Source organism: Meiothermus ruber DSM 1279 (genome assembly GCF_000024425.1).
In the GTDB taxonomy this organism is placed as follows: domain Bacteria; phylum Deinococcota; class Deinococci; order Deinococcales; family Thermaceae; genus Meiothermus; species Meiothermus ruber.
The window spans coordinates 1,146,403-1,170,633 of the sequence record NC_013946.1; the positions used below are offsets into that span (position 1 = coordinate 1,146,403).

General features: G+C 63.3%; 20 protein-coding genes and 1 tRNA gene. 12 read left to right on the forward strand and 9 right to left on the reverse strand.

Annotation, left to right across the window (positions count from 1 at the left end; genetic code table 11):
• Nucleotides 1-27: 27 nt before the first annotated feature.
• The gene (locus MRUB_RS05755; RefSeq protein WP_013013419.1) at nt 28-1,128 is read left to right on the forward strand and encodes a 5-(carboxyamino)imidazole ribonucleotide synthase; all 1,101 of its coding nucleotides are present in this window, start codon (nt 28-30) and stop codon (nt 1,126-1,128) included.
• Here the strand turns inward: MRUB_RS05755 and metH are convergent.
• Nucleotides 1,118-4,765, reverse strand: a complete 3,648-nt coding sequence (gene metH / locus MRUB_RS05760) for a methionine synthase (RefSeq protein WP_013013420.1) — start codon at nt 4,763-4,765, stop codon at nt 1,118-1,120. The two genes, MRUB_RS05755 and metH, sit on opposite strands and share 11 nt — an antisense overlap.
• 87 nt (nt 4,766-4,852) lie before the next feature.
• Between metH and queG the strand changes: the two genes are divergently transcribed.
• Complete coding sequence (queG, locus tag MRUB_RS05765; protein ID WP_013013421.1) at nt 4,853-5,950, forward strand: tRNA epoxyqueuosine(34) reductase QueG; 1,098 nt, start codon at nt 4,853-4,855, stop codon at nt 5,948-5,950.
• A gap of 3 nt (nt 5,951-5,953) precedes the next feature.
• On the opposite strand, the gene MRUB_RS05770 is transcribed toward queG, so the two are convergent.
• Nucleotides 5,954-6,664, reverse strand: a complete 711-nt coding sequence (locus tag MRUB_RS05770) for a metallophosphoesterase family protein (protein ID WP_013013422.1) — start codon at nt 6,662-6,664, stop codon at nt 5,954-5,956.
• A 123-nt stretch (nt 6,665-6,787) separates the two neighbouring features.
• Here MRUB_RS05770 and lnt point away from each other — a divergent pair, with 123 nt between their 5' ends.
• From lnt to MRUB_RS05820, 10 genes are all read left to right on the forward strand, one after another.
• A complete protein-coding gene (gene lnt, locus MRUB_RS05775) occupies nt 6,788-8,149 on the forward strand; it encodes an apolipoprotein N-acyltransferase (RefSeq protein ID WP_241476973.1) in 1,362 nt (453 codons plus the stop codon).
• A gap of 35 nt (nt 8,150-8,184) precedes the next feature.
• Nucleotides 8,185-8,270: transfer RNA gene (locus MRUB_RS05780), tRNA-Leu, on the forward strand.
• Nucleotides 8,271-8,298: 28 nt separating this feature from the next.
• Nucleotides 8,299-8,526 carry a preprotein translocase subunit SecG gene (gene secG / locus MRUB_RS05785; RefSeq protein ID WP_013013424.1) on the forward strand — a complete coding sequence of 76 codons (228 nt, stop codon included), beginning with the start codon at nt 8,299-8,301 and terminating at the stop codon, nt 8,524-8,526.
• A 347-nt stretch (nt 8,527-8,873) separates the two neighbouring features.
• Nucleotides 8,874-10,607, forward strand: a complete 1,734-nt coding sequence (locus MRUB_RS05790) for an ABC transporter substrate-binding protein (protein ID WP_013013425.1) — start codon at nt 8,874-8,876, stop codon at nt 10,605-10,607.
• Nucleotides 10,608-10,662: 55 nt separating this feature from the next.
• Nucleotides 10,663-11,859 carry an ABC transporter permease gene (locus tag MRUB_RS05795; RefSeq protein ID WP_013013426.1) on the forward strand — a complete coding sequence of 399 codons (1,197 nt, stop codon included), beginning with the start codon at nt 10,663-10,665 and terminating at the stop codon, nt 11,857-11,859.
• A 9-nt stretch (nt 11,860-11,868) separates the two neighbouring features.
• On the forward strand, nt 11,869-13,440 hold the full coding sequence (locus MRUB_RS05800) for an ABC transporter permease (protein WP_013013427.1): 1,572 nt from the start codon (nt 11,869-11,871) through the stop codon (nt 13,438-13,440).
• A gap of 78 nt (nt 13,441-13,518) precedes the next feature.
• The gene (locus MRUB_RS05805; RefSeq protein WP_013013428.1) at nt 13,519-14,547 is read left to right on the forward strand and encodes an ABC transporter ATP-binding protein; all 1,029 of its coding nucleotides are present in this window, start codon (nt 13,519-13,521) and stop codon (nt 14,545-14,547) included.
• Nucleotides 14,544-15,554 carry an ABC transporter ATP-binding protein gene (locus MRUB_RS05810; RefSeq protein WP_013013429.1) on the forward strand — a complete coding sequence of 337 codons (1,011 nt, stop codon included), beginning with the start codon at nt 14,544-14,546 and terminating at the stop codon, nt 15,552-15,554. Before MRUB_RS05805 ends, MRUB_RS05810 begins: the two co-directional genes overlap by 4 nt.
• Before the next feature lie 104 nt (nt 15,555-15,658).
• Nucleotides 15,659-16,885 carry a DUF4139 domain-containing protein gene (locus MRUB_RS05815; protein ID WP_013013430.1) on the forward strand — a complete coding sequence of 409 codons (1,227 nt, stop codon included), beginning with the start codon at nt 15,659-15,661 and terminating at the stop codon, nt 16,883-16,885.
• A 54-nt stretch (nt 16,886-16,939) separates the two neighbouring features.
• Nucleotides 16,940-18,790, forward strand: a complete 1,851-nt coding sequence (locus MRUB_RS05820; RefSeq protein WP_015586505.1) for a S9 family peptidase — start codon at nt 16,940-16,942, stop codon at nt 18,788-18,790.
• Nucleotides 18,791-18,982: 192 nt separating this feature from the next.
• Here the strand turns inward: MRUB_RS05820 and MRUB_RS05825 are convergent, their stop codons facing one another.
• The 7 genes from MRUB_RS05825 to MRUB_RS05855 all read right to left on the reverse strand — a co-directional run bounded on the left by MRUB_RS05825 (nt 18,983) and on the right by MRUB_RS05855 (nt 24,227).
• The gene (locus MRUB_RS05825) at nt 18,983-19,276 is read right to left on the reverse strand and encodes a DUF3467 domain-containing protein (protein ID WP_013013432.1); all 294 of its coding nucleotides are present in this window, start codon (nt 19,274-19,276) and stop codon (nt 18,983-18,985) included.
• The gene (locus tag MRUB_RS05830; protein WP_013013433.1) at nt 19,273-19,626 is read right to left on the reverse strand and encodes a roadblock/LC7 domain-containing protein; all 354 of its coding nucleotides are present in this window, start codon (nt 19,624-19,626) and stop codon (nt 19,273-19,275) included. Before MRUB_RS05830 ends, MRUB_RS05825 begins: the two co-directional genes overlap by 4 nt.
• 10 nt (nt 19,627-19,636) lie before the next feature.
• Nucleotides 19,637-19,969 (reverse strand): roadblock/LC7 domain-containing protein, encoded by a 333-nt coding sequence (locus MRUB_RS05835; RefSeq protein WP_013013434.1) that lies wholly within the window; start codon nt 19,967-19,969, stop codon nt 19,637-19,639.
• 116 nt (nt 19,970-20,085) lie between these two features.
• Nucleotides 20,086-20,673 carry a recombination mediator RecR gene (gene recR / locus MRUB_RS05840; RefSeq protein WP_013013435.1) on the reverse strand — a complete coding sequence of 196 codons (588 nt, stop codon included), beginning with the start codon at nt 20,671-20,673 and terminating at the stop codon, nt 20,086-20,088.
• Between the two features lie 51 nt (nt 20,674-20,724).
• Nucleotides 20,725-21,039, reverse strand: coding sequence for a YbaB/EbfC family nucleoid-associated protein (locus MRUB_RS05845; protein ID WP_013013436.1), 315 nt, complete (start codon nt 21,037-21,039; stop codon nt 20,725-20,727).
• A 74-nt stretch (nt 21,040-21,113) separates the two neighbouring features.
• Nucleotides 21,114-22,313 carry an MFS transporter gene (locus MRUB_RS05850; RefSeq protein ID WP_013013437.1) on the reverse strand — a complete coding sequence of 400 codons (1,200 nt, stop codon included), beginning with the start codon at nt 22,311-22,313 and terminating at the stop codon, nt 21,114-21,116.
• Between the two features lie 117 nt (nt 22,314-22,430).
• A complete protein-coding gene (locus MRUB_RS05855; RefSeq protein WP_013013438.1) occupies nt 22,431-24,227 on the reverse strand; it encodes a hypothetical protein in 1,797 nt (598 codons plus the stop codon).
• Nucleotides 24,228-24,231: the final 4 nt, after the last annotated feature.

Sequence of the window (24,231 nt, forward strand, 5' to 3'; positions counted from 1 at the left end):
TTCTCCAACCTAAAGTAGGCTATAGGCGTGCAGATAGGGGTTCTGGGTGGTGGACAACTCGGGCGCATGCTGGCCCTGGCGGGGTATCCATTGGGGCTGCGCTTCAAGTTTTTTGACACGACGGCGGAGGCCCCGGCGGGCCAACTGGCCGAGCTGGTGGTGGGCGACTATGCCGACGAAGGGGCGCTGGCCCGGTTTGCCGAGGGGCTCTCGCTTCTGACCTACGAGTTCGAGAACGTACCGGTGGCGGCGGCGGCCCGGCTGGCCCAGCACCGGCCGGTGTACCCCCCGCCCGGGGCGCTGGAGGTGGCCCAGGATCGGGTGGCTGAGAAGACCTTTTTTCAGGAACTGGGCATCCCCACGCCTTTGTTTTACCCGGTGCAGACGCGCAACGACTTGCTGGACGGCCTCGAGCGCACCGGATGGCCGGCCCTGCTCAAAACCCGGCGGCTGGGCTACGACGGCAAGGGCCAGCGGCTCCTGCGCTCACCCGCCGACCTCGAGGCGGCCTGGCAGGAGCTGGGTGGGCAGCCCTTGATTCTGGAGGCCTTCGTGCCCTTCGAGCGCGAGCTTTCCATCTTGGCGGTGCGCGGTAGAGGCGGCCAGGTGGCCTTCTACCCGCTGGTGGAGAACCACCACGCTGGGGGTATCCTGCGCAAAAGCCGGGCCCCCGCCCCGGCCACCCCGGCCCGCTTGCAGCACGAGGCCGAGCGTATCGCCACACGGGTGATGGAGGCGCTGGACTACGTGGGGGTGCTGGCCATCGAGTTATTCGAGGTGGAGGGCACCCTCTGGGCCAACGAGATGGCCCCGCGGGTGCACAACTCCGGCCACTGGACCCTCGAGGGGGCCGAGACCAGCCAGTTTGAAAACCACCTGCGGGCCATTCTGGGCCTGCCGCTGGGCTCCACCGCCCCCCGCGGCCAGGCGGCCATGCTGAACCTGATTGGCCTGAAGCCCGACTTTGCGCGGGTGCTGGCAATTCCGGGGGCCCACCTGCACTGGTACGGCAAAGAGGTGCGCCCCGGGCGCAAGGTGGGGCACATCACCCTGCGGGCCGATACCCCCGAGGCGCTCGAGGCCCACCTGGGCCGGCTCGAGGCGCTGCTGGCGGAAACTAAAGATTGAAATACTTGGCCGCCGGGTGGTGCACCACAATGGCGCTGGTGGACTGCTCGGGGTGAAGCTGGTACTCCTCGCTCAGCTCCACCCCAATCTCCTGCCACTGCAAAAGCTCTTGCAGATACTTCTGGTCTTCCAGGCGGGGGCAGGCCGGGTAGCCGAAGCTGTAGCGGCTGCCCTGGTAGCCCTGGCGGAAGAGTTCTTCTAAGCTGGTGGCGTCGTCCTGGGCGATGTCGAGCTGCTGGCGGATGCGCTTGTGCCAGTACTCGGCCAGGGCTTCGGCCATCTCCACCGAGAAGCCGTGCAGATAGAGGTAGTCCTGGTAAGCATCGGACTGGAATAGCTCCTGGGCCACCTGCGAGACCTTGCGGCCCATGGTGACCACCTGGGCGGCCAGCACGTCGCGCGCCCCGTTGGCCCAGGCCGCCGGCGGGAACCAGCCCTGCTCGTCCCCGATGGGAGGGGCATGGCGGGGGCGGAAGAAGTCGGCGATGCACAGATGGCGCGAGCCGGCCCCCATCTGGCGGGGGAAGTTGAAACGAAACAGCTCGGCCCCCGAGTCGGGGTCGAAGACGATCAGCTCGTTTTTGTCCGAGGCCACCGGCCAGTAGCCGTAGACCACTGCGGGCTCGAGCCACCCCTCGGCCATGGCCTGCAAGACCATCTCCTCGAACATGGGCTCGGCCAGCCGCTCGAGGTAGGCCTCGTACTCGGGCTGGCTCATCTCGCCCTTGCGGAAGCCCCACTGCCCGCGGAAGAGGGCGTTTTTGTTGACGTAGCGGGAGATGACCCCAATCTCCAGTTCGCTCTTGTCCACCACCCGGCGGCCCCAGAAGGGCGGCCTGGGGATGCGGGGGGCGGGGGGGGTGTTGGAAGGGATGTACTCTGAACCGGCCATCAGCTTCTCCTGCAAGATTTCATAGGCGGTTTTGTATTTGTGGCCGCTCACCTCGCGGCTGGTAAGGCGGGGCGGGGCATGCCCGGTCAGCTCTTCCATGAGCTGCAGGCCATCGAAGGCATCGGAAGCATAATAAACCTGGCCGGTGGTGTATACCCGGCGCAGGTCGTTTTCCACGTAGTGCCGGTTGAGCGCGGCCCCACCCAGCACCACCGGCAGGCTGATGCCTCGAGCCGCCATGTACTCGAGGTTCTCCTTCATCACCACGGTGCTTTTGACCAGGAGCCCGCTCATCCCCACCACGTCGGGCCGGTGCTCCTCCACCGCGGCCAGAATCTCCTCAATGGGCTTTTTGATGCCCAGGTTAATCACCTTGTAGCCGTTGTTGGAGAGGATGATGTCCACCAGGTTCTTGCCGATGTCGTGCACGTCCCCCTTGACCGTGGCGATCACCATGGTGCCCTTGTGAACGCCCTCGAGCTTTTCCATGCGGGGCTCGAGGTAGCGCACCGCAGCCTTCATGGTCTCGGCGGCCTGCAGCACGAAGGGCAGTTGCATCTTGCCCGCACCGAACAGATCGCCCACCACCTTCATGCCTTCCAGCAGAATCTGGTTGATGATCTCCACCGGGCTGTACTTTCCCAGGGCCTGTTCCAGGTCGGCCTCGAGGCCCACCTTGCGCCCCTCGATGATGCGCTTCTTGAGGCGCTCCTCGAGCTCGAGGCCGGCCAGCGGGTCGCGGGCTTGGGCCTTGTCCACCTTGTTTTTGGCGAAGTAGTCGACGTAAGCAAAAAGCGGGTCGTGGATCACCTCGCCGGCGGGCCCAAACTGCCGCCGGTCGTAGATCAGGTCCAGGGCCAGCTGGTACTGCTCCTGGGGAATCTGGTTGATGGGCAGAATTTTCCCGGCGTTCAGGATGGCCGCGGTCAGGCCGGCCCGGATGCACTCATCCAGAAACACCGAGTTCAAGACCACCCGGGCCTGCGGTGAGAGCCCGAACGATACGTTGGAGATGCCCAGAATAAAGCCCACCTCGGGAAGCTGCTGGCGGAGCTGGCGGATGCCCTCGATGGTCCAGAGGGCCAGCTTGCGGGTATCCTCGTCGCCCTGGGTGATGGGGAAGGTGAGCAGGTCGAACAGAATGGACTCACCCGCGATGCCGTGCACCTGGGTCAGCCGCTCGTAGATGCGCAGGGCGATCTCCACCTTGCGCTCCACGGTTTTGGCCATGCCGGCTTCCTTGTCCTCGTCAATGGTCAGGGCCACCAGGGCCGCGCCGTGCCGCTTGGCTAAGGCCGCCACCCGGTCGAACTTCTCCAGGCCGTCCTCCAGGTTGATGGAGTTCAGAATGGCCCGCCCCCCCAGGTGCTTGAGGGCCTCCTCCATCACCTCGGGCTGGGTGGTGTCCACCATGATGGGGATCGGCACGCTGGTGGCAAAGCGCTTGAGCACCTCGCGCATGTCGCGCACCTCGTCGCGCCCGGTCCAGGCCACCGAGACGTCCAGCACGTGGGCCCCTTCGGCCACCTGTTCGTTGGCCAGCGCCTCCATGCCGTCGAAGTCGCCCGCAAACAACAGCTCGCGGAACTTCTTGCTGCCCGTGGCGTTGGTGCGCTCCCCCACGATCAGAATGCCGGTGTCCTGCCGCAGCGGCACGCTCTGGTAGAGGCTGGCCACCTGGCCCAAGGGGGAAGGGGTCTGCGCTTGCTGGCTGCTGCGCAGCGGGGGGGTGTGGCAACCCCCCAGCGCTTCGACCAGGGCCCGGATGTGCTCCGGCCCGGTGCCGCAACACCCCCCCACCACGTTCAGCCCGTACTCCCGCACGAACTTGAGCTGCCAGCGGGCCAGCTCGGCGGGGGTCAGGTCGAAGACGGCCCGGCCCCCTTCGTTGCGGGGCAGCCCGGCGTTGGGCAGGCAGGCCACCCAGCGGGTGCTGTGCTGGCAGAAATGGCGGATGTGGCTGTCCATCAGGTCGGGGCCCACCGCGCAGTTAATGCCCACCACGTCCACCGGCAGGCTTTCCAGCACGGTCAGGGCCGCCCCGTCGTCGCTGCCGACCAGCAGGGTGCCGGTGGCCTCGAAGGTGACCTGCACCTGCAAGGGCACCTCCCGCCCCAGGTCTTGCATGGCCTGGCGGCTGGCCAGCACCGCGCAGCGCACCTGCAGCACGTCCTGGCAGGTCTCGATGATCAGCAGGTCCACCCCGCCCCGGATCAGGCCGCGGGCGGCGGTGCGGTACGACTCAAACATCTCTTTCCAGCCGATCTGCCCCAGCGAGATGAGCTTGGTGCCCGGCCCCAGCGACCCCGCCACAAAGCGGGGTTTTTCGGCCGACTTCTTATCGGCTTCGCTGCGGGCAATCTGGGCGGCGGCATAGGCCAGGTCTTCGGCCTCGGCCTCGAGGCCATACTCGGCCAGCACGTGCGGCATGGAGCCGAAGCTATTGGTCTCGATCACGTCGGCGCCGGCCTCGAGGTAGCTCCGGTGAATGGCGGCAATCACGTCGGGCCGGGTGCGGTTCAGAATTTCCGGGCAGCCGTTGTACTGGGGCCCACCAAAGTCGGCGTCGCCCAGGTTGTACTTGAATATCTCCGTCCCCATGGCCCCGTCGTAGACCAGCACCCGTTCCGAGAGGGTCTTCAGATAGGGGAAAGCCTGGGCTCGAGCCTCCCGGGCGTAGCCCTGGGCCGTGAGGGGCTCAACCCCTTGTTCCGCAAAAAAGTCACGCGGTGCGCTCACACTCACAACGGCTATTGTAGAGCACGGTATACCAAATGTATGCAGCGGGCTTCCTGGCTTGTATTTACCTGTTGAACCCCAGACAATTGGCGTGTGCAGGTGGCTGAAGCGCTTACCCAAGCAGCGCAGGAGCGGGGCTTTTTAACCGCCTGGGCCGGCCTGGACTTGCCGCAGGAAACCCAGCAGCGCTACCGCGACTGGCTGGCCGAAGGCAAGCAGGCTGGGATGGCCTACCTGCCCCGGAACCTGGAAACCCGGCTTAACCCCTCCCAGCGCTTTACATGGGCCCGCAGCGTGCTGGTGCTGGCTGCGCCCCACGCCTACCCGCCGCCTCCCAAACCCCCCGGCGGTCTCCGCCTGGGTCGGGTGGCCCGCTACGCCTGGGTGCGTGACTATCACCGCTTGATGCAACCCCACCTGGAAGCCCTCGAGCACCTGGCCCAGCGCCTGGGGGCGCAGGCCAAGGGCTACGTGGACACCGGCCCGCTGTCCGAGCGTTCCTATGCCGCGCTGGGGGGCCTGGGCTGGATTGGCCGCAACGCCATGCTGATGCGGATGGGGGAGGGCACCTACCTTACGCTGGCGGTGCTCCTCACCTCGCTCGAGGCCCCCCCCGCGGAGCCCTACCCCAACCGCTGCGGACGGTGCAGCCGCTGCGTAGCCCACTGCCCCACCCAGGCCCTGCTGGGCGACGGAACCCTGGACTCGAGGCGCTGCATCAGCTACTGGACCATCGAGCACCGCGGCCCGATTCCGGGCGAGCTTTGGGCGGGCATTGGCGACTGGCTGTTTGGCTGTGATATCTGCCAGGAGGTGTGTCCCTGGAACCGCAAGGCCAGGTCTTTCTGGCAGGATTTTGTCCCCGAACCCGAGCTGGCCTACCCCAACCTGGAAGACTTTTTCTTTCTTTCTTCAAAAGCCTTCGAACGCAAATACGCTGGAACAGTGTTCCTGCGTCCGGGCCGCACCCGCATGGCCCGCAACGCGCTGGTGGTGCTGGCCAACCTGGGCAACCCGGACTACCTGCCGCTGGTGCGCCGGGCCGCCCAGGACGTCAATCCTTTGGTAAGGGCCACCGCCGCTCGAGCCCTGGCCCGGCTGGGTGATTTTGTTTCGCTTGAGCCGCTGCGCCGCGACCCGGTGTTGCAGGTGGCGGGATTGGCACGGGGTCTGCTGGAAAGACAGGGCTGAGTATTACTGAGGAAACCGCCCCTGCCGCACCACTTCTGCCAGCACCTCGGGTAGCTCCCAGGCTGCCAGGTCGAAGGTCACCTGGCCGTAGTCGTAGGGTAGTTTCAAGAAGCGGTGGAGCACCTCGCCGTGGATATCGTCCTCCAGAATCAGCACGTCGGCCCCCGGCTCACCCCCCAGGCTCAGGCCCACCGAGCCCGGATCGAAGACCACACCCCTGTGCACCACCCGGCGAAAGGGGATGTGTTTACCGGCCACCACCGCGTAGCGCGAACGGATGGACTCGAGCATCTTCAAAATTTCCTGGGGATGGGCTTCGTTCAGGTCAATTTTGTTCTCTGGATCTTCCGGCGAGCCGTGGAAGGCCATCAGGCGGCCCCCGGGGGTGTCGTAGCGGTGGCGTGAGCGCAGGTTGCGCAGGAAATGTAGTTCGCGCTGGCCGAGCTGCTCGCGCGTCCAGATGATGGTGGTCTCGGCGATGCCCTCCCGCGGCGGCGCGGGCAGGGCATAGGCCACCCGCAGGTCGGCTGCGCCGGGCACACAGGGAATACCCTCGCGGTCGAGTCTGCGGATCACCTGCCGGGGATGGGGCCCGTAGCCGACTATATCTCCAACCGCCAATACCTGTTCAACCCCTTCCTTGCGCAAGGCCTCGAGGGCGGCCTCGAGCGCCGGTAGATTGGCATGGATTTCGGCAATAATTCCGAGTCGCATGTTGTTCTCATTCTGCCATGAGCGGGCTTTGCGGACGAACCATTTTTTACCGTTAATCCCGACGCTACAGATAATACCGCTTATGATTGGGTGGTGCAGAGCTGGTTGTCCCTGCTATCCGGCATGGCCTTGGCTGCAGCCCTACCGCCCGCTCCTTTGGGCATTCTGGCCCCTCTACCCCTGGCCTGGCTGCTGGGCCGGGGGGGGTTTGGTGCTGGCTTTCTGGCCGGTCTGGGGTTCTGGGCCCTACACCTGGTCTGGCTGCCCCTGAGTTTTGTGGCGCTGTTCGAAACCCCCTGGGGTGCGGTGCCCTACCTGCCCCTGGTGCTGATCAAGGCCGCCCTCTGGGGGGTGGTCTTTGGCCTTAGCCGAGGCCGGCCCCTGCGCCGCGCGGGGCTCTGGGTGGTGCAGGAATACCTCACCTCGCTGGGTGAGGTGGCTTTCCCTTGGGGTTTTATAGGCTACGCTCTGGTCGAGGCCCCAGGACGGATACTGGCCAGCCTGGGCGGGGTGTACCTGCTCTCGCTGGTGGTGCTGGGGGTGGCGGTGGGCCTACAGGCGGCCTGGCGACGGTTGTGGGCCGACCCGGTGGTCTTCTCCTTTCCGACCCTGGGCCTGCTTGGGCTGGTCATCTTCTGGGTCGGCTTGTGGGTGATGCCCTTGCCAGCCGCACAGGGCAACGAACAGGCCCTGCTGGTACAGGGCAACATCAATCCATTGCGGAAGCTCGAGGGCCTCTCAGCCGAGGCCACCTACCTACAGCTCACCCGCCAAGGCTTGCAGGCTCATCCGGGTGTTGCTGTGGTGGTTTGGCCGGAAACAGCCGTTTCCGGCTTCGCACCGGAGCTCGAGGCTTTGCTGGCCGACCGCGAGCTGCTGAGCGGCCTCGAGACCGGCCTAACCAACCGCGTGGTGCGGGTGTACCAGGGTCAGATTACCCACTACTATGATAAAAACCGCCTGGTTCCCTTCGGCGAATACTTTCCCTGGAGCGGGGCCCTGCACCCGGTGTACAGCTTCTTTTTCCGCGCCTTTGGCTTCCCTCAAGGATTGGAGAGCCGTACCCCTGGCCAGGCCTATCAGCCCCTGGGCCGATATGGGGCCTTCATCTGCTATGAGTCGGTGTTCCCATCGGTGACGCGCAGGCTGGTGCTGGCCGGCGCCGAAGTTCTGGAACTGGGCTCCAACGACGCCTGGTACGGCCCCAGTTTTGGCGGCCTGCAGCACTTCCAGATGGGCCGCTTGCGGGCTGTGGAAACCGGACGCTGGCTGCTGCGTGCGGGCAACGATGGGGTAACAGCCATTATCGATCCCTACGGGCGGGTTACCGCCCGCATACCCCAGCGGCAAGCAGCCTACCTGGTGGGGGCCTTCGCCGCCCAGCGACACCAGACCCCCTATGTGCGCTTTGGAGACTGGGCGGTGGTTCTGGCCGGGCTTTTGGGCATCGGCTTGCGAAACCGAGCAAAAGGCACTATAGTTTAGACTTGCTGGCCCATAGGCCAGGTGGCTGCAAGCGTGCCGGGATGGCGGAATTGGTAGACGCACCCGACTCAAAATCGGACGGTTAACAGCCGTGTGGGTTCGAGTCCCATTCCCGGCACCAACCAATCCCCCTGTAGCGGAGGCCCTAAGTGGAGTTCTTGCAAAACGTTCTAATTTTCTTTTACATCGCCATAGCCGGGTTGCTGGTCTACCTGGTGCTTTCCCAGGAGCCCAGGCAGGGCGCTGGGGATATGTTCGGTGGTTCGACCGACCTTTTCAGCACCCGCGGGGTTACCGGTGGCCTGTATCGGATTACCGTGGTGCTGGGGGTGCTTTTTGTGGCCCTGGCTTTCTCCTTCCGCTTTTTTACCCGCTAAAGCGCGCATTCGACGATAAACCTATGGTCTGACGAGGCCACCGGGGTCGTGTGTGCACGGTGTTCTGGTGAGCGTTTCAATACACCTAAAACCAACGCGACCACTCGGGGCAATGGCCCAGGGTGCCGGGTGATCTTTACCTGTTCAGGACGTTTTTTTCTGATAGGCCACACACCCATAGACCCCACGCATCCACCGTTTGGTGGATGTAATTCTGGCCGCATTGGGTTCCCGGGGCCTTGACAGCTGCATGATGGCTTTATAGCTTTGTACCAAGTCCATCTCGCTTAGATGCTTTCTTCAAAAGAGAGCGAAGGTGGTGAACTGTTTATCGTAGGAGGCACAGAATGAAGAAACTCTTGATCCTAGGAATGCTAGCCCTGGCCGGGTTGGCCCTGGCCCAGCCCAAGGTATTCAAGGGCACCGAGCCGGGTCGTGCCGGTGGAGCTTATCGCATCACCGCGATCTCCGACCCGCGCACCTGGAACCCCTTCGTAGCCCGCGAAACCTCTTCCACCGATATCATCAGCCTGTTCCTGCCTACCCTTACCGGCTACAGCCCCTACACCCAGGCCCCTGAGGGCAACCTGGCCAAGTCGTGGGAGGTTCGCAACAACGGCCTGACCGTAATCTTCCGCCTGCGTGAAGGGGCCCGCTGGTCGGACGGCCAGGCCATCGACGCTGACGATGTGATCTTCAGCGCGACCGTGCACGCCGATCAACGGGTCAACTCCAACGCACGCAGCAGCTTCATCCTCGATGGGCAGCCCATCCGCTGGACCAAAGTAGATCAGTACACGGTGCGGGCCGACTTCCCCAAGCCCTACGCACCGGCCCTGATCCAGGGTTGGTACATTGCGCCGGAGCACATCTTTGGCCCGGCCTACCGCGCGGGCGTGCAGCAGCTCCAGGCCCTGTGGAACCTGGACACCCCGCCGGCCCAGGTGGTCTCGGGCGGCCCCTTCAAGCTTGACAGCTACGTCAAGGGCGAGCGGGTGGTGCTGGTGCGAAACCCCAACTACTGGGGGGTGGACGATCGCAACAACCCGGTGGCCTACCTCGAGCGCTACACCGTACAGGTCGTGCCCGACCTTAACGCCCAGCTCGCGCGCTTCCTGGCGGGTGAGGCCGACACCTTTGCGGCTGCTAACGCCGACCAGGTGGCCCAGGTGCTGGAGCGCATCCGGGGCAACCGTCTGCGGGCTGAAATTTTCCCCAACGCCGACGTAACCCTTGGCACCAACTTCATCGTCTTCAACTGGAACCACAAAGACCCCTTCAAGGAAAGCCTCTTCCGCCAGGTGAAGTTCCGCCGGGCCATGGCCCACCTGATGGACAAGAAGTCCATGATCGAGGTGGCCCTGGGCGGCCTGGGTCAGCCCCAGTGGAGCCCCATCTCCATCCCCAATAAGGCCTTCTTCACCGACGATGTGGTCAAGTACGAGTTCAGCCCGCAAAAAGCCGCTCAACTCCTGGCTGAGCTGGGCTTCCGTAGCAAGAACCGCGATGGCTGGCTGGTGAACGCCCAGGGCAAGGTGCTGGAGTTCAACCTGGTCACCAACCAGGGCAACAACGTGCGCGAGCGCATCGCCCAGATCTTCCGCGACGAGGCCCGCAAGATCGGGGTCAAGGTGGAGTACCGGCCCATCGACTTCAACGAACTGGTGCGCCAGCTCACCAGCCCGGCCGCCGACGGCACCCGCGACTTCGACGCCATCCTGATCGGCCTGACCGGTGGTATCGAGCCGGCCTTCAGCCGCAACGTCTGGGAGCTCAACGGCCCCCTGCACATGTGGAACCTGGGTATCGGCGGTAAAAACCCGGCTAAGGTCGAGGCCTTCGAGGTGCTGATTGATACCCTAATGAAGCGGGGTGCGACCACCCTCGACCAGGCCCAGCGCCGCCAGATCTACGTGCAATTCCAGAAGGTGGTGGCCGAGAACCTGCCCATCATCTACACCGTGGCACCGGCCTACAACCCGGCCCGGCTGACCCGCCTGGGTGGTATGTTCCCCAAAGAGCAGATCAACTCCATCACCGGGCAGGCGCCGTACATCGAGACCGTTTTTGCTAAGGAGTGAACGCCTTCTGGGGCAAGGGGTGGCCCACCACCCCTTGCCTTTATGCTGAGGTTCTATGTTTGCTTACGTCGTACGAAGGCTGCTCCAGCTCATCCCGACCTTCTTTGGGGCTACCCTGCTGGCGTTTCTGGTGATTCAGCTTGCCCCGGGCGATTTTGTGACCCGGCTCGAGCTCGATCCCACCCAGACCCGCGAGTCCATCGCCAACCTGCGCCAGCAACTTGGCCTCGACCAGCCCCTGCCGGTGCAGTATGCCAAGTGGCTTTCCGGCATTCTGCAGGGCTATCTGGGGCTGTCCCTCTCCTACAAGACCGATGTCTGGAATGTGATCGGCCAGCGCATCCTCAACTCCATGGTGCTGGTGGTGCTGGCCACCCTGATGATCTACCTGATCGCCATTCCCATCGGGGTGTACTCGGCCATCCGCAAGTACACCTGGCCCGACCGCACTTTTACGGTGCTGGCTTTTTTGGGCCTGGCCATCCCCAACTTCTTCTTTGGTCTGATCATGCTGTTTCTGGCAGTCTGGCTCAACGATCTGACCAATATGCGTATCCTGCCTATTGGGGGTATGACCACCGAGTTTATTCACCTGGGCAACCTGACCCGCGCGGCCCAGATTCTCTTCCCATTCGCTTTGCTAGGAACCCTGGTTTTTGCTGGGCTCTTCTGGCAGCGAAGCCGGCGTGGGCAGGCCGCCACCTTTGGTATCTGGGTGGGGCTGGTGCTGTTTGGTATGAGCACCCTGCTGATGCTGGCGCCCCTAATACAGGGGCCGGGCTTGCCCGAACGGCTGCCCTACACCGAGTCGCCCCTCTGGGCCCGGGCCACCAATGTGCTCTGGCATGCCTTCCCGGTGGTGATTGTGGTGGGCACCTCGGGGCTGGCCGGGCTGATGCGGGTGATGCGGGGCCAGATGCTGGATGTGCTCTCGCAGGACTACATCCGTACCGCCCGCGCCAAGGGTCTGAACGAGCGGGTGGTGATTTACAAGCACGCGCTGCGCAACGCAGTGATCCCCTTCATCGCTGGCATTGGGGGGCTTTTGCCGGGCTTGATCGGTGGGGCCGGACTGGTGGAAGTGACCATGGCCTGGCCCGGAATCACCCCGGCGCTGCTCGAGGCCATCTCGGCCATTGATATCTATGTGATTATGGGCCTCATCACCATTACCACCGTTTTGTTGATGATCGGCAATGTGGTCTCGGATCTGCTGCTGGCCTGGGTGGATCCGCGTATCCGCTACAGCTAGGGGGAGGGCATGCTACGAAGAGCGCAGAGAAATACCACCCCTCAGGCCAACCGCAGTTTTTTTCAGCAAGCCTGGATCCGTTTCAAGCGGCACCCCCTGGCCCGGCTGGGGGCGGTGGTGCTGCTGGTGTTTTATCTGGGAGCCCTTTTTGCCGATTTTCTGGCACCCTACCCAGAGGAGAAGAGCTTCCGCGATTTTACTTTTGCTTCGCCCACCCAGATTTTCTGGCGTGACGAGCAGGGGCGTCTGACCCGGCCTTATGTGTGCGCCTCCGAGCGGCGCCGGAACCCCGAGACCTTCAGGGTGGAGGTGATTACCGACTGCGAGAAGGGCCGCTACCCCATATACTTCTTTGTAAAGGGCGAGCCTTATCGTTTTTTAGGACTGATCCCTACCGACCTGCGCCTGATGGGGGGGCCGTGGCTGCTGGAAGACAAGGCCAAGCTGTTCCTGTGGGGCACCGATGATTTTGGCCGGGACATCTGGGGCCGTATCTGGTTTGGTGCGCGCATCAGCCTGACCATTGGCATCTTTGCGGTGGCCCTGGCCCTTGTGATCGGCATTTTCATGGGCAGTATCTCCGGCTACTATGCCGGTCGTCCGGTCACCTTCAGTATCGGGATCCTCAACCCAGAATTCTGGGCTTTTATCCGGGGTAGCCCCTGGTATACCCATTTGCTGGCGGCTGTGGGGTTGGTGCTCATAGGTGCCCTGCTGTTTGCCATGGGGTATGGCTACCAGAACTACATCCGCCCCGATCTTCAGCGGATTAGCACGCTGGCTTTGGGTGCGCTGGGTCTGGTGGTGGGGCTGGTGCTGCTGGGGGGAATTCTGTACGCCTTAGTCTGGAAAAGCCATCTGGCAAGGGCTTTGCTCTGGCTTTCGGCCTGGGTGGGCATCGCCTGGCTGCTCTGGATTACGATCTGGGGCTTCTGGCAGAGCAGCCGCGGCCTCGAGGCCATCATAGCAGCCTTGATTGGTGCGGCCTTGCTAGGGGCAATCGGCTACATTCTGCTCTGGCCCCGCATCGAGCTCGACCTGGACACCATCATCATGCGCACCGTCGAGGTGCTGGCGGCCATCCCCGACCTCTTCTTGCTGATCATCCTCTCGGTGCTGATTCCCATGGAAGTGCCGCCGGCGGTGCGCTTCGTGCTGGTGGTGACGATTCTCTCCTTTGTGAACTGGGGTGGGCTGGCCCGTATCATCCGCAGCCAGGTGTTGCAACTGCGCGAGATGGAGTTTGCCCAGGCTGCGCAGGCCCTGGGCGCTGGCGATGCCCGCATCATCATCCGGCACGTGCTACCAGGCACCTACACCTATCTGATTGTGGCGGTTACCCTGGCTATTCCGGGCTTCATCCTGGGTGAGTCGGGCCTTTCCTTCCTGGGGCTGGGCATCCAGGAGCCTGCTACCTCCTGGGGGTTGATGCTTTCCAAGGCCCAGGCCACCGGCATCACGGCCTTCACCGAGCGGCCCTGGCTTCTCATACCAGGGTTGTTCATCCTGCTGGCGGTGCTGGCCTATAACTTTTTGGGGGATGGCCTGCGCGATGCCCTGGATCCCCGCACCAAGGTGTAGCTCGAGACCTCTTAGCCCAGGCCAACCCAGTTGGCGATATAATGGCACAATCTGCGTTTGCAGTGTTTAGGAGTTGGAATGGACGAGAAACGGCTGGTGGATGTAAAAGACCTCAAGGTTCACTTCTTTACCGACGATGGCGTGGTCAAGGCCGTGGACGGGGTGTCCTTTCACATTGACAAAGGCGAAACCCTGGCGGTGGTAGGCGAGTCGGGCTCGGGAAAATCGGTCACGAGCCTGGCTATGATGCGCCTGATTCCCAATCCGCCCGGCAAAATCGTGGGGGGGCAGATGCTCTTCCGGGGCAAGGACGGCAAGGTGCGCGACCTGGTCAAAGAAGACGAGGCCAGCATGCGCAAGATTCGTGGCAACGATATCGCCATGATCTTCCAGGAGCCCATGACCAGCCTTAACCCGGTTTACACCGTGGGCGATCAGATTGCCGAGGCCATCGTGCTGCACCAGGGTAAAAGCAAAAAGGAGGCGCTCGAGCAGGCTGCCGAGATGCTCGACCTGGTGGGCATTCCCGAGCCTAAAAAGCGCCTGGCCAACTACCCTCACCAGATGTCGGGGGGGATGCGCCAACGGGTGATGATCGCCATGGCGCTCTCCTGCAACCCCTCGCTCCTCATCGCCGACGAGCCCACCACCGCCCTGGACGTAACCATCCAGGCCCAGATCCTCGAGCTCATGAAAAAGCTCCAGGAGGAGATCGGCATGAGCATCCTGTTCATCACCCACAACCTGGGCGTGGTGGCCGAGATGGCCGACCGGGTGGTGGTGATGTACGCGGGTCGAGCCGTCGAGGAAGCCGATGTGGTGCCCACCTTCAAGAAGCCCCTGCACCCCTACACCATGGGCCTCTTGAACTCGGTGCCCCGGCTTGACCTGGCAGCCACGCACCAGCAGCGCTTGGAAGCCATCCCAGGCAACGTACCCAACCCACTCAACCTGCCCCCGGGCTGTGCCTTCCACCCGCGTTGCAAGTTCTTCAAACCGGGGTTGTGCGATGCCGATATCCCCGTGCTACAGGACGCCGGGGAGGGGCACATGGTGCGCTGCGTGCGCTGGGCTGAGATTCAAAAAGGTGAGGCGGTGGGAGCATGAGCGTGGCTACACCTGAAACCACTAGGGCCAACCTGATCGAGGTCAAAAACCTTAAGAAGTGGTTCCCCATCCGGGGCGGGATTCTGTCTCGAGTGGTTGCAAATGTAAAAGCCGTCAACGATGTGAGCTTTGCGGTGAAGAAGGGCGAGGTGGTGGGGCTGGTGGGCGAGTCCGGTTCGGGCAAGACCACCGTGGGCCGCACCATTCTGCGCCTGATTGAACCCACCGAAGGCAGCATCTACTTCGACGGGCAGGACATCACCCACCTACCCAAAAACCAACTACGGGCCTACCGGCGCAAGATGCAGATCATCTTCCAGGATCCCTTCGCCTCGCTCAACCCGCGCATGACCGTGGGGGACATCATCGCCGAGCCACTGGTGATCCACAACCTGGAAGGCTCGGCCCAGGCCCGCAGTGAACGCGTGGCCGAGCTTTTGCAGCTCGTGGGCCTTAACCCCGACCACGTGCGGCGCTACCCGCACGAGTTCTCCGGCGGGCAGCGGCAGCGCATCGGCATCGCCCGGGCCCTGGCGGTGCGCCCCGAGTTCATCGTGGCCGACGAGCCGGTCTCGGCGCTGGACGTTTCCATTCAGGCCCAGGTGGTCAACCTGCTGCAAGACCTCAAGGAGCAGCTTGGCCTGACCATCCTGTTTATCGCGCACGACCTGGCGGTGGTGGAGTACATCTCCGACCGGGTGGCGGTGATGTACCTGGGCAAGATCATGGAGCTGGCCCCCTCCCGCGACCTCTACCTCAAGCCGCGCCACCCCTACACCGAGGCCCTGCTCTCGGCCATCCCCACCCCCGACCCCACCATCAAGCGGGAACGCATTGTGCTGCAGGGCGATATCCCCAGCCCCATCAACCCTCCTTCGGGCTGTGTTTTCCGCACCCGCTGCCGCTACGCCATCGCCGAGTGCGCCAACACCGTGCCGGAGCTCAAGGAGGTCGCTCCCGGCCACTTCAAGGCCTGCATCCGCGACGATATCCCCGGCCTGAGCTAAGCGCCACTGGCGAAAAGAGCGCCCCATTGGGGCGCTCTTTTCACTTGAAGGCTTGATAAGCTTCCTCTCATCCCGCTGGGCGAGGGGAATGCTTTACTAGGCCCATGCGCAAACAACTGCTGATAGGAACGATGGCGCTGCTGGGTGTGGTGCAGGCACAGGAAGCCCTGGTGTACAGGGGTTTTGCCGAGCTGCGGCAGCCGCAAACCCTACCGCCCAACGAATGGGTCTGGGAGCCCGGCGAGGCTTTGTTTCAGAGTTTGGTGCCGGGCACCCTGCGCTTGATTGGGGTGGTCGAACAGTCGCGGCGTGTGCAGGTGGCGGCCCAGCCGAACCCCCTGCAGGCCTACGTGGGCAAGGAGGTGCAGTTTTACTGGGAGGGCCAGTGGCGCAGGGCCACTTTGGTGAGCGCCGAGCGGAATCTGTACCTGTATGAGGGCCGCTACCTGGTGGGGCTGCCCGGTACGGTGGCCTACCCTGATCCCAGTGGGTTTAGCGCGGCGCCGGGCCCCAGGGTTACCTTCCGCTACCAGGGGGTAGGGGCGGCCACGCTGGCCTACCTGACTCGAGCCCTCACCTGGAGCCTGCGCTACACCCTCGAGGACGGCGAACTCACGGGCTGGGCCACCCTGAACAACGCGCTGGGCCACTCCGTGCGCTTGGGCCGAACCGAGCTGGTGGCCGGGAGCGTGCCCTTGCTGGAGGGGGGGTTCAGCGTACCGGCCTCCCGCCCCGAGGCCCGGATGCTGCAGGCCGCCCCTGCCATGGCCGACGCTACAGAAGCAGAGTTTGTGGGAGAGGCGGCCGGCACCTACCGCTACCGCCTGCCCGGGGAGGTGGCCCTCGAGCCCGGCCTGACCGAGCTGCCCTTTATCCGGGCCAGAGTACAGCCGGTGTATTTGTGGCGCTTGCAAACGGGTTTTAGCACCGAGCGGGAGCTGGCTTTCATGCGGGGTTTCCGCTTCGTGGCACCAGAAAACCTGGCTGCCGGGGTGGTGAGCATCCGCGAGCAGGGGGTGTTTGTGGGGCAGGCCGGCACCAGCGATACCGCCAAAGGCAACAACGTGACCTTGATGCTGGGCCCCGATCCCGAGGGCCGGGCCACCCGGCAGGTGGAGCAGCAGGCCCGCAACCGCTTCCGTGTGACCACCAGCGTGCGCAACCCCAAGCCGTATCCGGTGGAGGTCGAAATTCAAGAGGCGATGCCCCAGCCCTTTACGCTGGAAGGGGAAGGCCTCGAGCGCACCCCCGAGGGCTACCGCATCCGCTTTACCCTGGCCCCAGGCCAGAGCCGCTCGTATGTCTATACCCTCACCCTGCAACAGCGTTAGGTGTTTTAAGGGTATGTACTTCGCACTGACCCGCGGGTCAGGTAGAGTATGGGGGTGACAACCGACCTGCTCTATCAACTCCGTTTTCTGTCCGATCTGACCGAAGGCCCTGCTGGCAAGCCGCTTTTTGTCTACACCGACATCGAGCGGCCCGAAAAAGACCCGCCCCGCTACCGCAGCCGCCTGGCTACCTGGGATGGGGGGCTGCGTTTTTTAACCCAGGGCGAGGCCAAAGCGCCCTTCTGGCGTGGTGAGTACATCTACTTCACCCGCAAGGTGGACAAGGCCAGCCAGCTTTTTCGCCTGCCCCTGTCGGGCGGTGAGGCCGAGCAGGTGACCCAGCTCAAGGCCGGCATCGAGGGCTATAAGGTAAGCCCGGATGGCCGCCGAATCGCTTTGCTGACCCGGGGGGAGTACGAGCCCCCCAAACCCGATGCACCCCGCATCTACGAGACCTGGCCGGTGAAGTTTGATGGCAGGGGCCTGCTGCCGGGGCAGCCCAGGGAGCTCTGGCTGTGGGAGGATGGGCAGGCCAAACCCTTGGTCAAACTGGCCCAGGATGTGGAAGATGTGGCGTGGAGCCCGGCGGGCGACGGGCTGTATTTTACGGCCTCGAGCGCGCCGCAGGAGCGCTGGGGCTGGATCCAGCGGGCCTACCACGTGGGTCTGGACGGCCAGGTTAACGAGCTGTTCGGGGGTGTGGGGCCCATCGTCGGTCTGGAGCCCACCCCCGACGGCGGCCTGGTCTACCTGGCCCACGCCTGGGAGCGGGGGGGTGGCACGGAACACAAGCTGCACTACCGCAGCGCGGATGGACAGGTGCGTGTGCTGGCCCAGGGTTCTTTTTTGAACTCGGTTAACTCGGATGTGCGCATCGGCGCGGGAACCCAGACCCCCAGGATGGGGCCCGATGGGCGGATTTATGTGGTGGTCACCCAGGAGGGCTCGGCCCGTCTCTTGGCGGTGACGCTCGAGGGCCAGGCTGAGTGGGTGAGCCCGGCCACGCTCAACACCCTGGGCTTTGCCTTCTGCGACCACAGGCTCTACACCCTTTCGGAAGACCATACCCACGGGGCCCGCCTCACCTGTGGGGACGAGGTGCTTTATGACCCCAACGCCGAGGCGCTGCCCAGCCTGCCCACCCCCCTCGAGGTGCGCTACAAGGCCCCGGAAGGCCATACCGTGCAGGGCTGGGTGCTGCTTCCGGAAGGGCCCGGCCCCCATCCGGTGATTCTGTACATCCACGGGGGCCCCCACACGGCCTTCGGCAACGCACTGATGCTCCAGCTCCAGCTCTTCCGCGCCGCCGGTTTCGCAGTGGCCTACTGCAACCCCCGGGGTTCCACCGGCTACGGGCAGGACTACACCGACCTGGGCCGGCGCTGGGGGGATATTGACGAGCAAGACCTGCTGGGCTTTTTAGACCACGTGCTGGGCCGGTTTCCCCTGGATGCTAACCGTGTTGCAGTGGCCGGGGGGTCGTATGGGGGTTACATGACCAACTGGCTCACCGCCCGCCACCCCGAGCGCTTCAGGGCCGCCGTTACCGACCGGAGCATCTGCAACTGGACGAGCTTTTATGGCGCCGCCGATATTGGGCCGCGCTTCACCTACCTTCAGCTTGGGGCCAGGCCCTGGGAGAACCCCGAGGTGTTGTGGCAAAAAAGCCCGCTCTCGCTGGCCCATCGGGTACAAACTCCTACTCTGGTGGTGCACTCCGAGCAAGACCACCGCTGCCCCATCGACCAGGGTGAGACCTGGTATACGGTGCTTCTGCAAAGGGGTGTGCCCACCCGGTTCTTTAGGGTGCCCGAGGAGGGGCATGAACTGAGCCGCTCCGGACGGCCCGACCGCCGCATAGCCCGGCTGGAGGCTTACCTGGAGTGGTTTAAGAAGTATCTGTGAGCTAAAGGGCTTGAAGGGCCGGCTGAGGCCGGCCCCGGTTATTTTCTGGGATGGCTGCACCTCAAAAAGCAAAGATCGCTTCCGCTGTTTCCGGCGGCCTCGCAAATCGACCCCGCAAGGCCTCTTGAGCAGAGCACCGACCTATCCAAAAAGAAAAAAGGCGGGCTGGCCCGCCTTTCAAGCGCTTTGCGATTAGGCTTTAGAGGTATCCATGGCCTCGGGGATGACCCCGTAGGTCTCTTCGTAGCGCTGGATGTTTTCGGCCAGGCTACGCAGCAGGGCCTTGGCGTGCTGGGGGCTGGTGATAATCCGGCTGGTCACCACCGCCACCACCTGATTGGGCTGTCCGCCGGGCTGCATCAGGGCAAAGTCGAGGTAGAACTCGTTTTTCTGATGGGAGAAGATGGCAAAGTTGGCGTATTTGCCAAGGGCGGTTTCGCGGTCAATGTCTACGCGCAGCTCGGGTACCTGTGAAACTTCACTCACGATAAAGCCTCCTGGAGGCGTGGAATACTTTTCTTGAGCTGGAAGCGCACCCGACCCAGGCTTTGCATGGAGTCTATCAGCACGACCAGCAGGTATCCACCCTCGAGCGGAACCAGCAACACTGGCCCCTCGGGGTACTCTACCATGACTTCCTCCACCTCGCCGCGCTCGAGCTCCTGTGACAGAGCTCGAGCCGAGGCCAGCGCGGTGGAGGCTGCACTGCCGAGGAAGTCGATGTCCGGGGCCTGCTCGGCGCGCAGACTCTCTACCACAAAGCCGTCCTCAGCGACCAATGCCGATGCCACGACCCCCTTGGTGGCCTGGAGTTCTCCGATTACCTCTTGAATCATAGCTTGACCCCTAAATTGTTTGCGATAAACGCGTAGCCAGGCGTGATAGCTCGGCACCGATGTTTTTGCGGTCGGCCCCCCGCTCGACGATAGCGCCTAGGCAGTAACCGTTAAAAACCACCACCAACACCTCGCGGTGCTCGGTAGCGATGGTGAAGCGCTTGAGTTCGCCGCCCAGGCTTTGGGCCAGGACGCGGCTGGCCCTGGCCAAGGTTGCCAGTTCGGCGGCCAGCAGTTCGGGCTCCGGTGTGTTCTTGCCGACGCTTTCGATCACCAGGCCGTCCTGGCTTACCAGAACAGCCTGGCGTGCGCCCAGCGGTACCAGGCTCTCGAGCATTTTCATGCCAGCCCCCCGCTATCATTCCAGACCATACGGCACCTAGCCTAACATAGTCCCAGCCGGGCTTCTGCGCAATTGCACATACGCATGAAAAGAAGCCCATCGAACGCGGCTCAGAACTATAGGTAGCCCCGGCGGTTTTCCAGCGCCCGGGCCAGGGTCACTTCGTCGGCGTACTCGAGGCTGCCCCCTACCGGGAGGCCATAGGCCAGCCGGGTTGGGCGGATGTTGTGCTGGCTCAGGCGTTCGGCCAGATAGCCTGCGGTGGCCTCGCCCTCGACGGTCATGCCGGTGGCCAGGATCACTTCGTTGACCCCCTCGAGCCGGGCAAAGAGCTTTTCCAGGTAAAGCTGCTCTGGCCCAATTCCCTCCAGGGGGTTGAGCGCGCCCCCCAGCACATGGTAAAGGCCGCTGTACTCCCCGCTGCGCTCGATGGCCATCAGATCCGAGATGGTCTCGACCACGCAGATGACCGTCCTGTCCCGCTCGGGGTCGGCGCAGATCGGGCACAACTCGTCTTCGGCCAGGTTGCCGCAGACCGGGCAAGGGTGCAGGGCTTGTGCGGCCTGTAGGCTGCTTAAAAGCTCTGCGGACGCATCGGGGTTTTGCACCAGGTATAGGCCCAGTTTTTGCGCACTCTTAGGCCCTACCCCCGGCAGACCTGCTAGGGCGCGAACGAGCTTGAGGAGTCTTTCGGGGTAGCGCATAGGTGTCTGCCGTTGAAAACCGTCTGGTGCTGGCGCAGGCTGGCGGCAAGTTTAGAACATGTTGCCGAGCATACTGCCGATCCCGCCCAGCTCGCGGCTCATCTCTTTTTCCGAAAGGTCGTGGGCTTTTTTCTGGGCGTCCTGAATGGCAACCAGGAGGAGATCCTCGAGGGCCTCGAGGTCGTCTTTATCGAGGGCCTCGGGCTTCAGCTTGACAGCCTGAATCTGGCCGTGACCGTTGGAGGTCACCTCTACCAGGCCTCCGCCTGCGCTGCCCACCACCGTCATCTGACCCAGGCGCTCCTGAACTTCTGCAGCTTTCCTCTGGGCTTTTTGGGCCTCCTTCATGAGTTTTTGTATGTTCATCTAGTTCCTCCAAACAACCCCCCCATTATCGCACCTAAAGGGGCCTTGGTGTAGCTGGGTTGGGGTGTGGGCTTTTAGCTGGACTGCGGCTCGATCTTCGGTTGAGGGATTCCCCCCCGCAGCATCACGGTAAAGGCCACCACAAACACCGTAAAGCCCGACAAGCACAAGACGGCCAGCACCCCCAGGCGCGGCTCCAACAGCCCGGCCAGCAGCGTGCCCATCAGCACGGCGCTTTGCATGGTGGCACCAAAAGCGGCCATGATGCGCCCGCGCAGCTCGGCGGGGGCTGAAAGCTGGATAATCGAGCGGGCCGGGACGATGAACATGGTATTGAGCAGACCCATCAGCACCATGACCACACCGGCCCAGATGGGGTTGGGGAAGAGGCCCAGGGAAGCAAACACAAGCCCCCACAGGGCCAGGCTTCTAACAAACACCACCTCCCGCGTCCAGCGCTTAATCAGCGGCATGGTCACCCACAGCCCCAGCACAGCCCCGGCGGCCATCAGGGCCTCGAGGACGCCAAAGCCCTGCACGCCAATCTTCAGGGCCTCCACCGCATACACAATGCCCAGGGCGCCCTCTACCGAGCCAAACGCAGCGGCCAGGGCCAAAGTGCCGATGGTTCGGCTAAGAACGGGGTTTTGCCACAACGGGCGCAGGCCTTCGGCCACGGCCTGAAAATAATTGCTCCTGCCGGCCTTACCCGCCAGGGAGGGAAGCAGGGCCAGCAACCCCGCGGCCAGCAGGTGCGAAGCGGTGTTGATCCAGAAGGCCGGCGCCGGGCCCACACCGGCCACCAGCACGCCCGCTAATGCCACAAAGGCGATCTCAGAGAAGCGCTGCACGAACATCATCAGCCCGTTGGCGCTATCGAGCGCCGGCTCGGGCACCATCTCGGGAATTGCGCTGTTGCTGGCGGAGTAGTAAATGGCCTCAAAGGCGGCCAGCAAAAAAGAAATTACCATCAACGCCGGCATCGAGTTGATGGCAAATAGGGGAATGCACGCGACCAGGGCGGCTCGAGCCAGGTTGGAAATCACCATGAGGCTGCGCCGGTCGTAGCGGTCGACCAGGGGCCCCATCAACGGGCCCAGCACAGCGCTGGCCAGGAACTGGGCTCCCAGTATGAGCGAGACCCAGACTGCGTTCTGGGTTTCCTGGTAGGCCACAAACAGCAGGGCGATGCGGTGAATTTTGCTTCCAGCCAGCGAAAACAAAGTAGAAAGAAAAAGCCATCTGAATGCCGGGTACTGTAATGCGTTCCACATAGGTGGACTTATAATAATGTGTCAAGAACAAGTGGTAAAGTTAGACCGGATTGATTTAAAGGTGGCGCTGGCTATTGCGTACCATAGGTATTCGGGTAGAGAGCGGCCTGCCCGGACTCAGGGCGTGCTTCTTGAGATGGGGTGGATGGAGACCAGTTCGTACGCGACCCGTGCGCCTTCGCGCGCCAGCACCAGCCCACCTTCGGGCACCATCCAGACCAGCAGGTCTTGTAGCTTGCGGGGTATCAGCCCGGTGGACGAAACATAGACCTGGCCGTCCTGGTACCGCAGCGAAAGCACCGTGCTACCGGCCTTGATGGTGCTGGGGCTATCGCCTACGGTGGTGGAGTTCAGATCCCCCAGGGTATCGCGGGAAGGTGGGCTAAACCCCAGCCACTCGTTGAGCTCGCGGTGTATTACCTGGGCATAGGGCTCGAGCCCCAGGGCCTTCGCAACCTCGCTCAGGCGGGCTGCCCATTGCGGGGAGCGCTCGATGCGGCCCCGGACGACCTCGAGGCCCTTGCGGGCGAAGTCCTGGAGGTTGTCTATCGGTGCCTCGCTGTATTTACTGGCCGAATCCGCAGCAAACTGGGCGTGGTTGATCTCGCCTTTCAACCGGGCCGAAAGGGCACGCAGCAGGCGCAGGTAAGCGTAGTGATTCTCCGGCCACATCAGGTACGACAGCATGCGACCTTCGGCCAGCAGGCTGGATATGCTGGCGGCTTCACGGGGCCCAATGCGCAGGTGGAGGTAGTCCTTATAACGCACGACGTGCAGCTCGGCATCCGGTAGGGTGAGGCTGAAGGCTGCATCCTCCTCGATGATGCGCTCCTGCTCGGCGACGCCGATGCCAAAAACCCTGCCCGCCTGCGAAATCCTTATTTCGTGGTTCCAGAAGTAGAAGCGCTGGGGCATAAGGCGCAGGTTGAGCGCTTTGGCATCGTGCGGAATGGCCTCCAGCGCGTAGTTGGGGTTCTGGCTACCCAGAATTTTGGGCGGCACATGCGGCCAGGTGGCCTCGCCCATGGGGCTGGGCAGGTAGCGGGAGAGCAGGGTGGCGAGGCGTTCTATGGCGGCTGAGAACCGGGCCCGATCCTCTTCTATAACCAAGGACAGGCGCCGTTCCTCAGCGGCAGCAGCATGCAAGCGTTCCTCCAGCGCCCGTATCTCCCCAATGCTGAGGTTCTGGCGGTGGGCCTCCTCGAGGGCCCGGCGCAGGGTCTCTAGGGTGGGCCCCCGCGTGCTGCTGCGCAGCGCGCCTTCACTTTCCAGCACCCGCCGGGCAAACCGCCGGATATAGGGCACGGTTTCTTCGGGTGGGAGCTTGAGTTTGCTGGGAAGGGTAAAGGCCTCACGAAACAGTTCCAGCAAAAGATTTTTAGCAACCGAGGGATCCTCGAGGTGAACCCGGGGGTCTGAAACGCCGGGGATGGGGTGAGAAAGCGTGAAGCGCGAGAGGTTGTAGTCCTGAGAAAAAAGGGGGTTTTTAGAGTAGGTCTCGAGGTTCTGCAGGATGGCATAGGCCATGCGCAGCTCGTCGCGCTTGCCGTGGTTGAGGGTTTTGGCGATGCGGAGTAGGTCGCGATCGAGTCGGCTCCAGTACACGGCCTCGGTTAGCCTGTCCAGGGCTTCCCGCTCAGGGCTGGAGGCAACCCCGTCGTCTTCGACCAAAATCGCGCTCAAATCGGGGGCACTGCCCTCGTCCACAGCGGTTTTGTAGCCGGGGCGGTGGGCCTTAAAGCGCCCATCAATATCGCGAAACTTTTTGGCTAGAGGGCCGGACAGGTTGGATTGAATTAAGGCTTGACGCAAACGGGCAAGGCCGGCCATACCCCCTTTGGGTTCGTTGCCTGCAACAAGGTCGTCTACCTTGTACTCATAGAGCTCGAGTAATTCAACCAGGCCTATCTTCATTCAG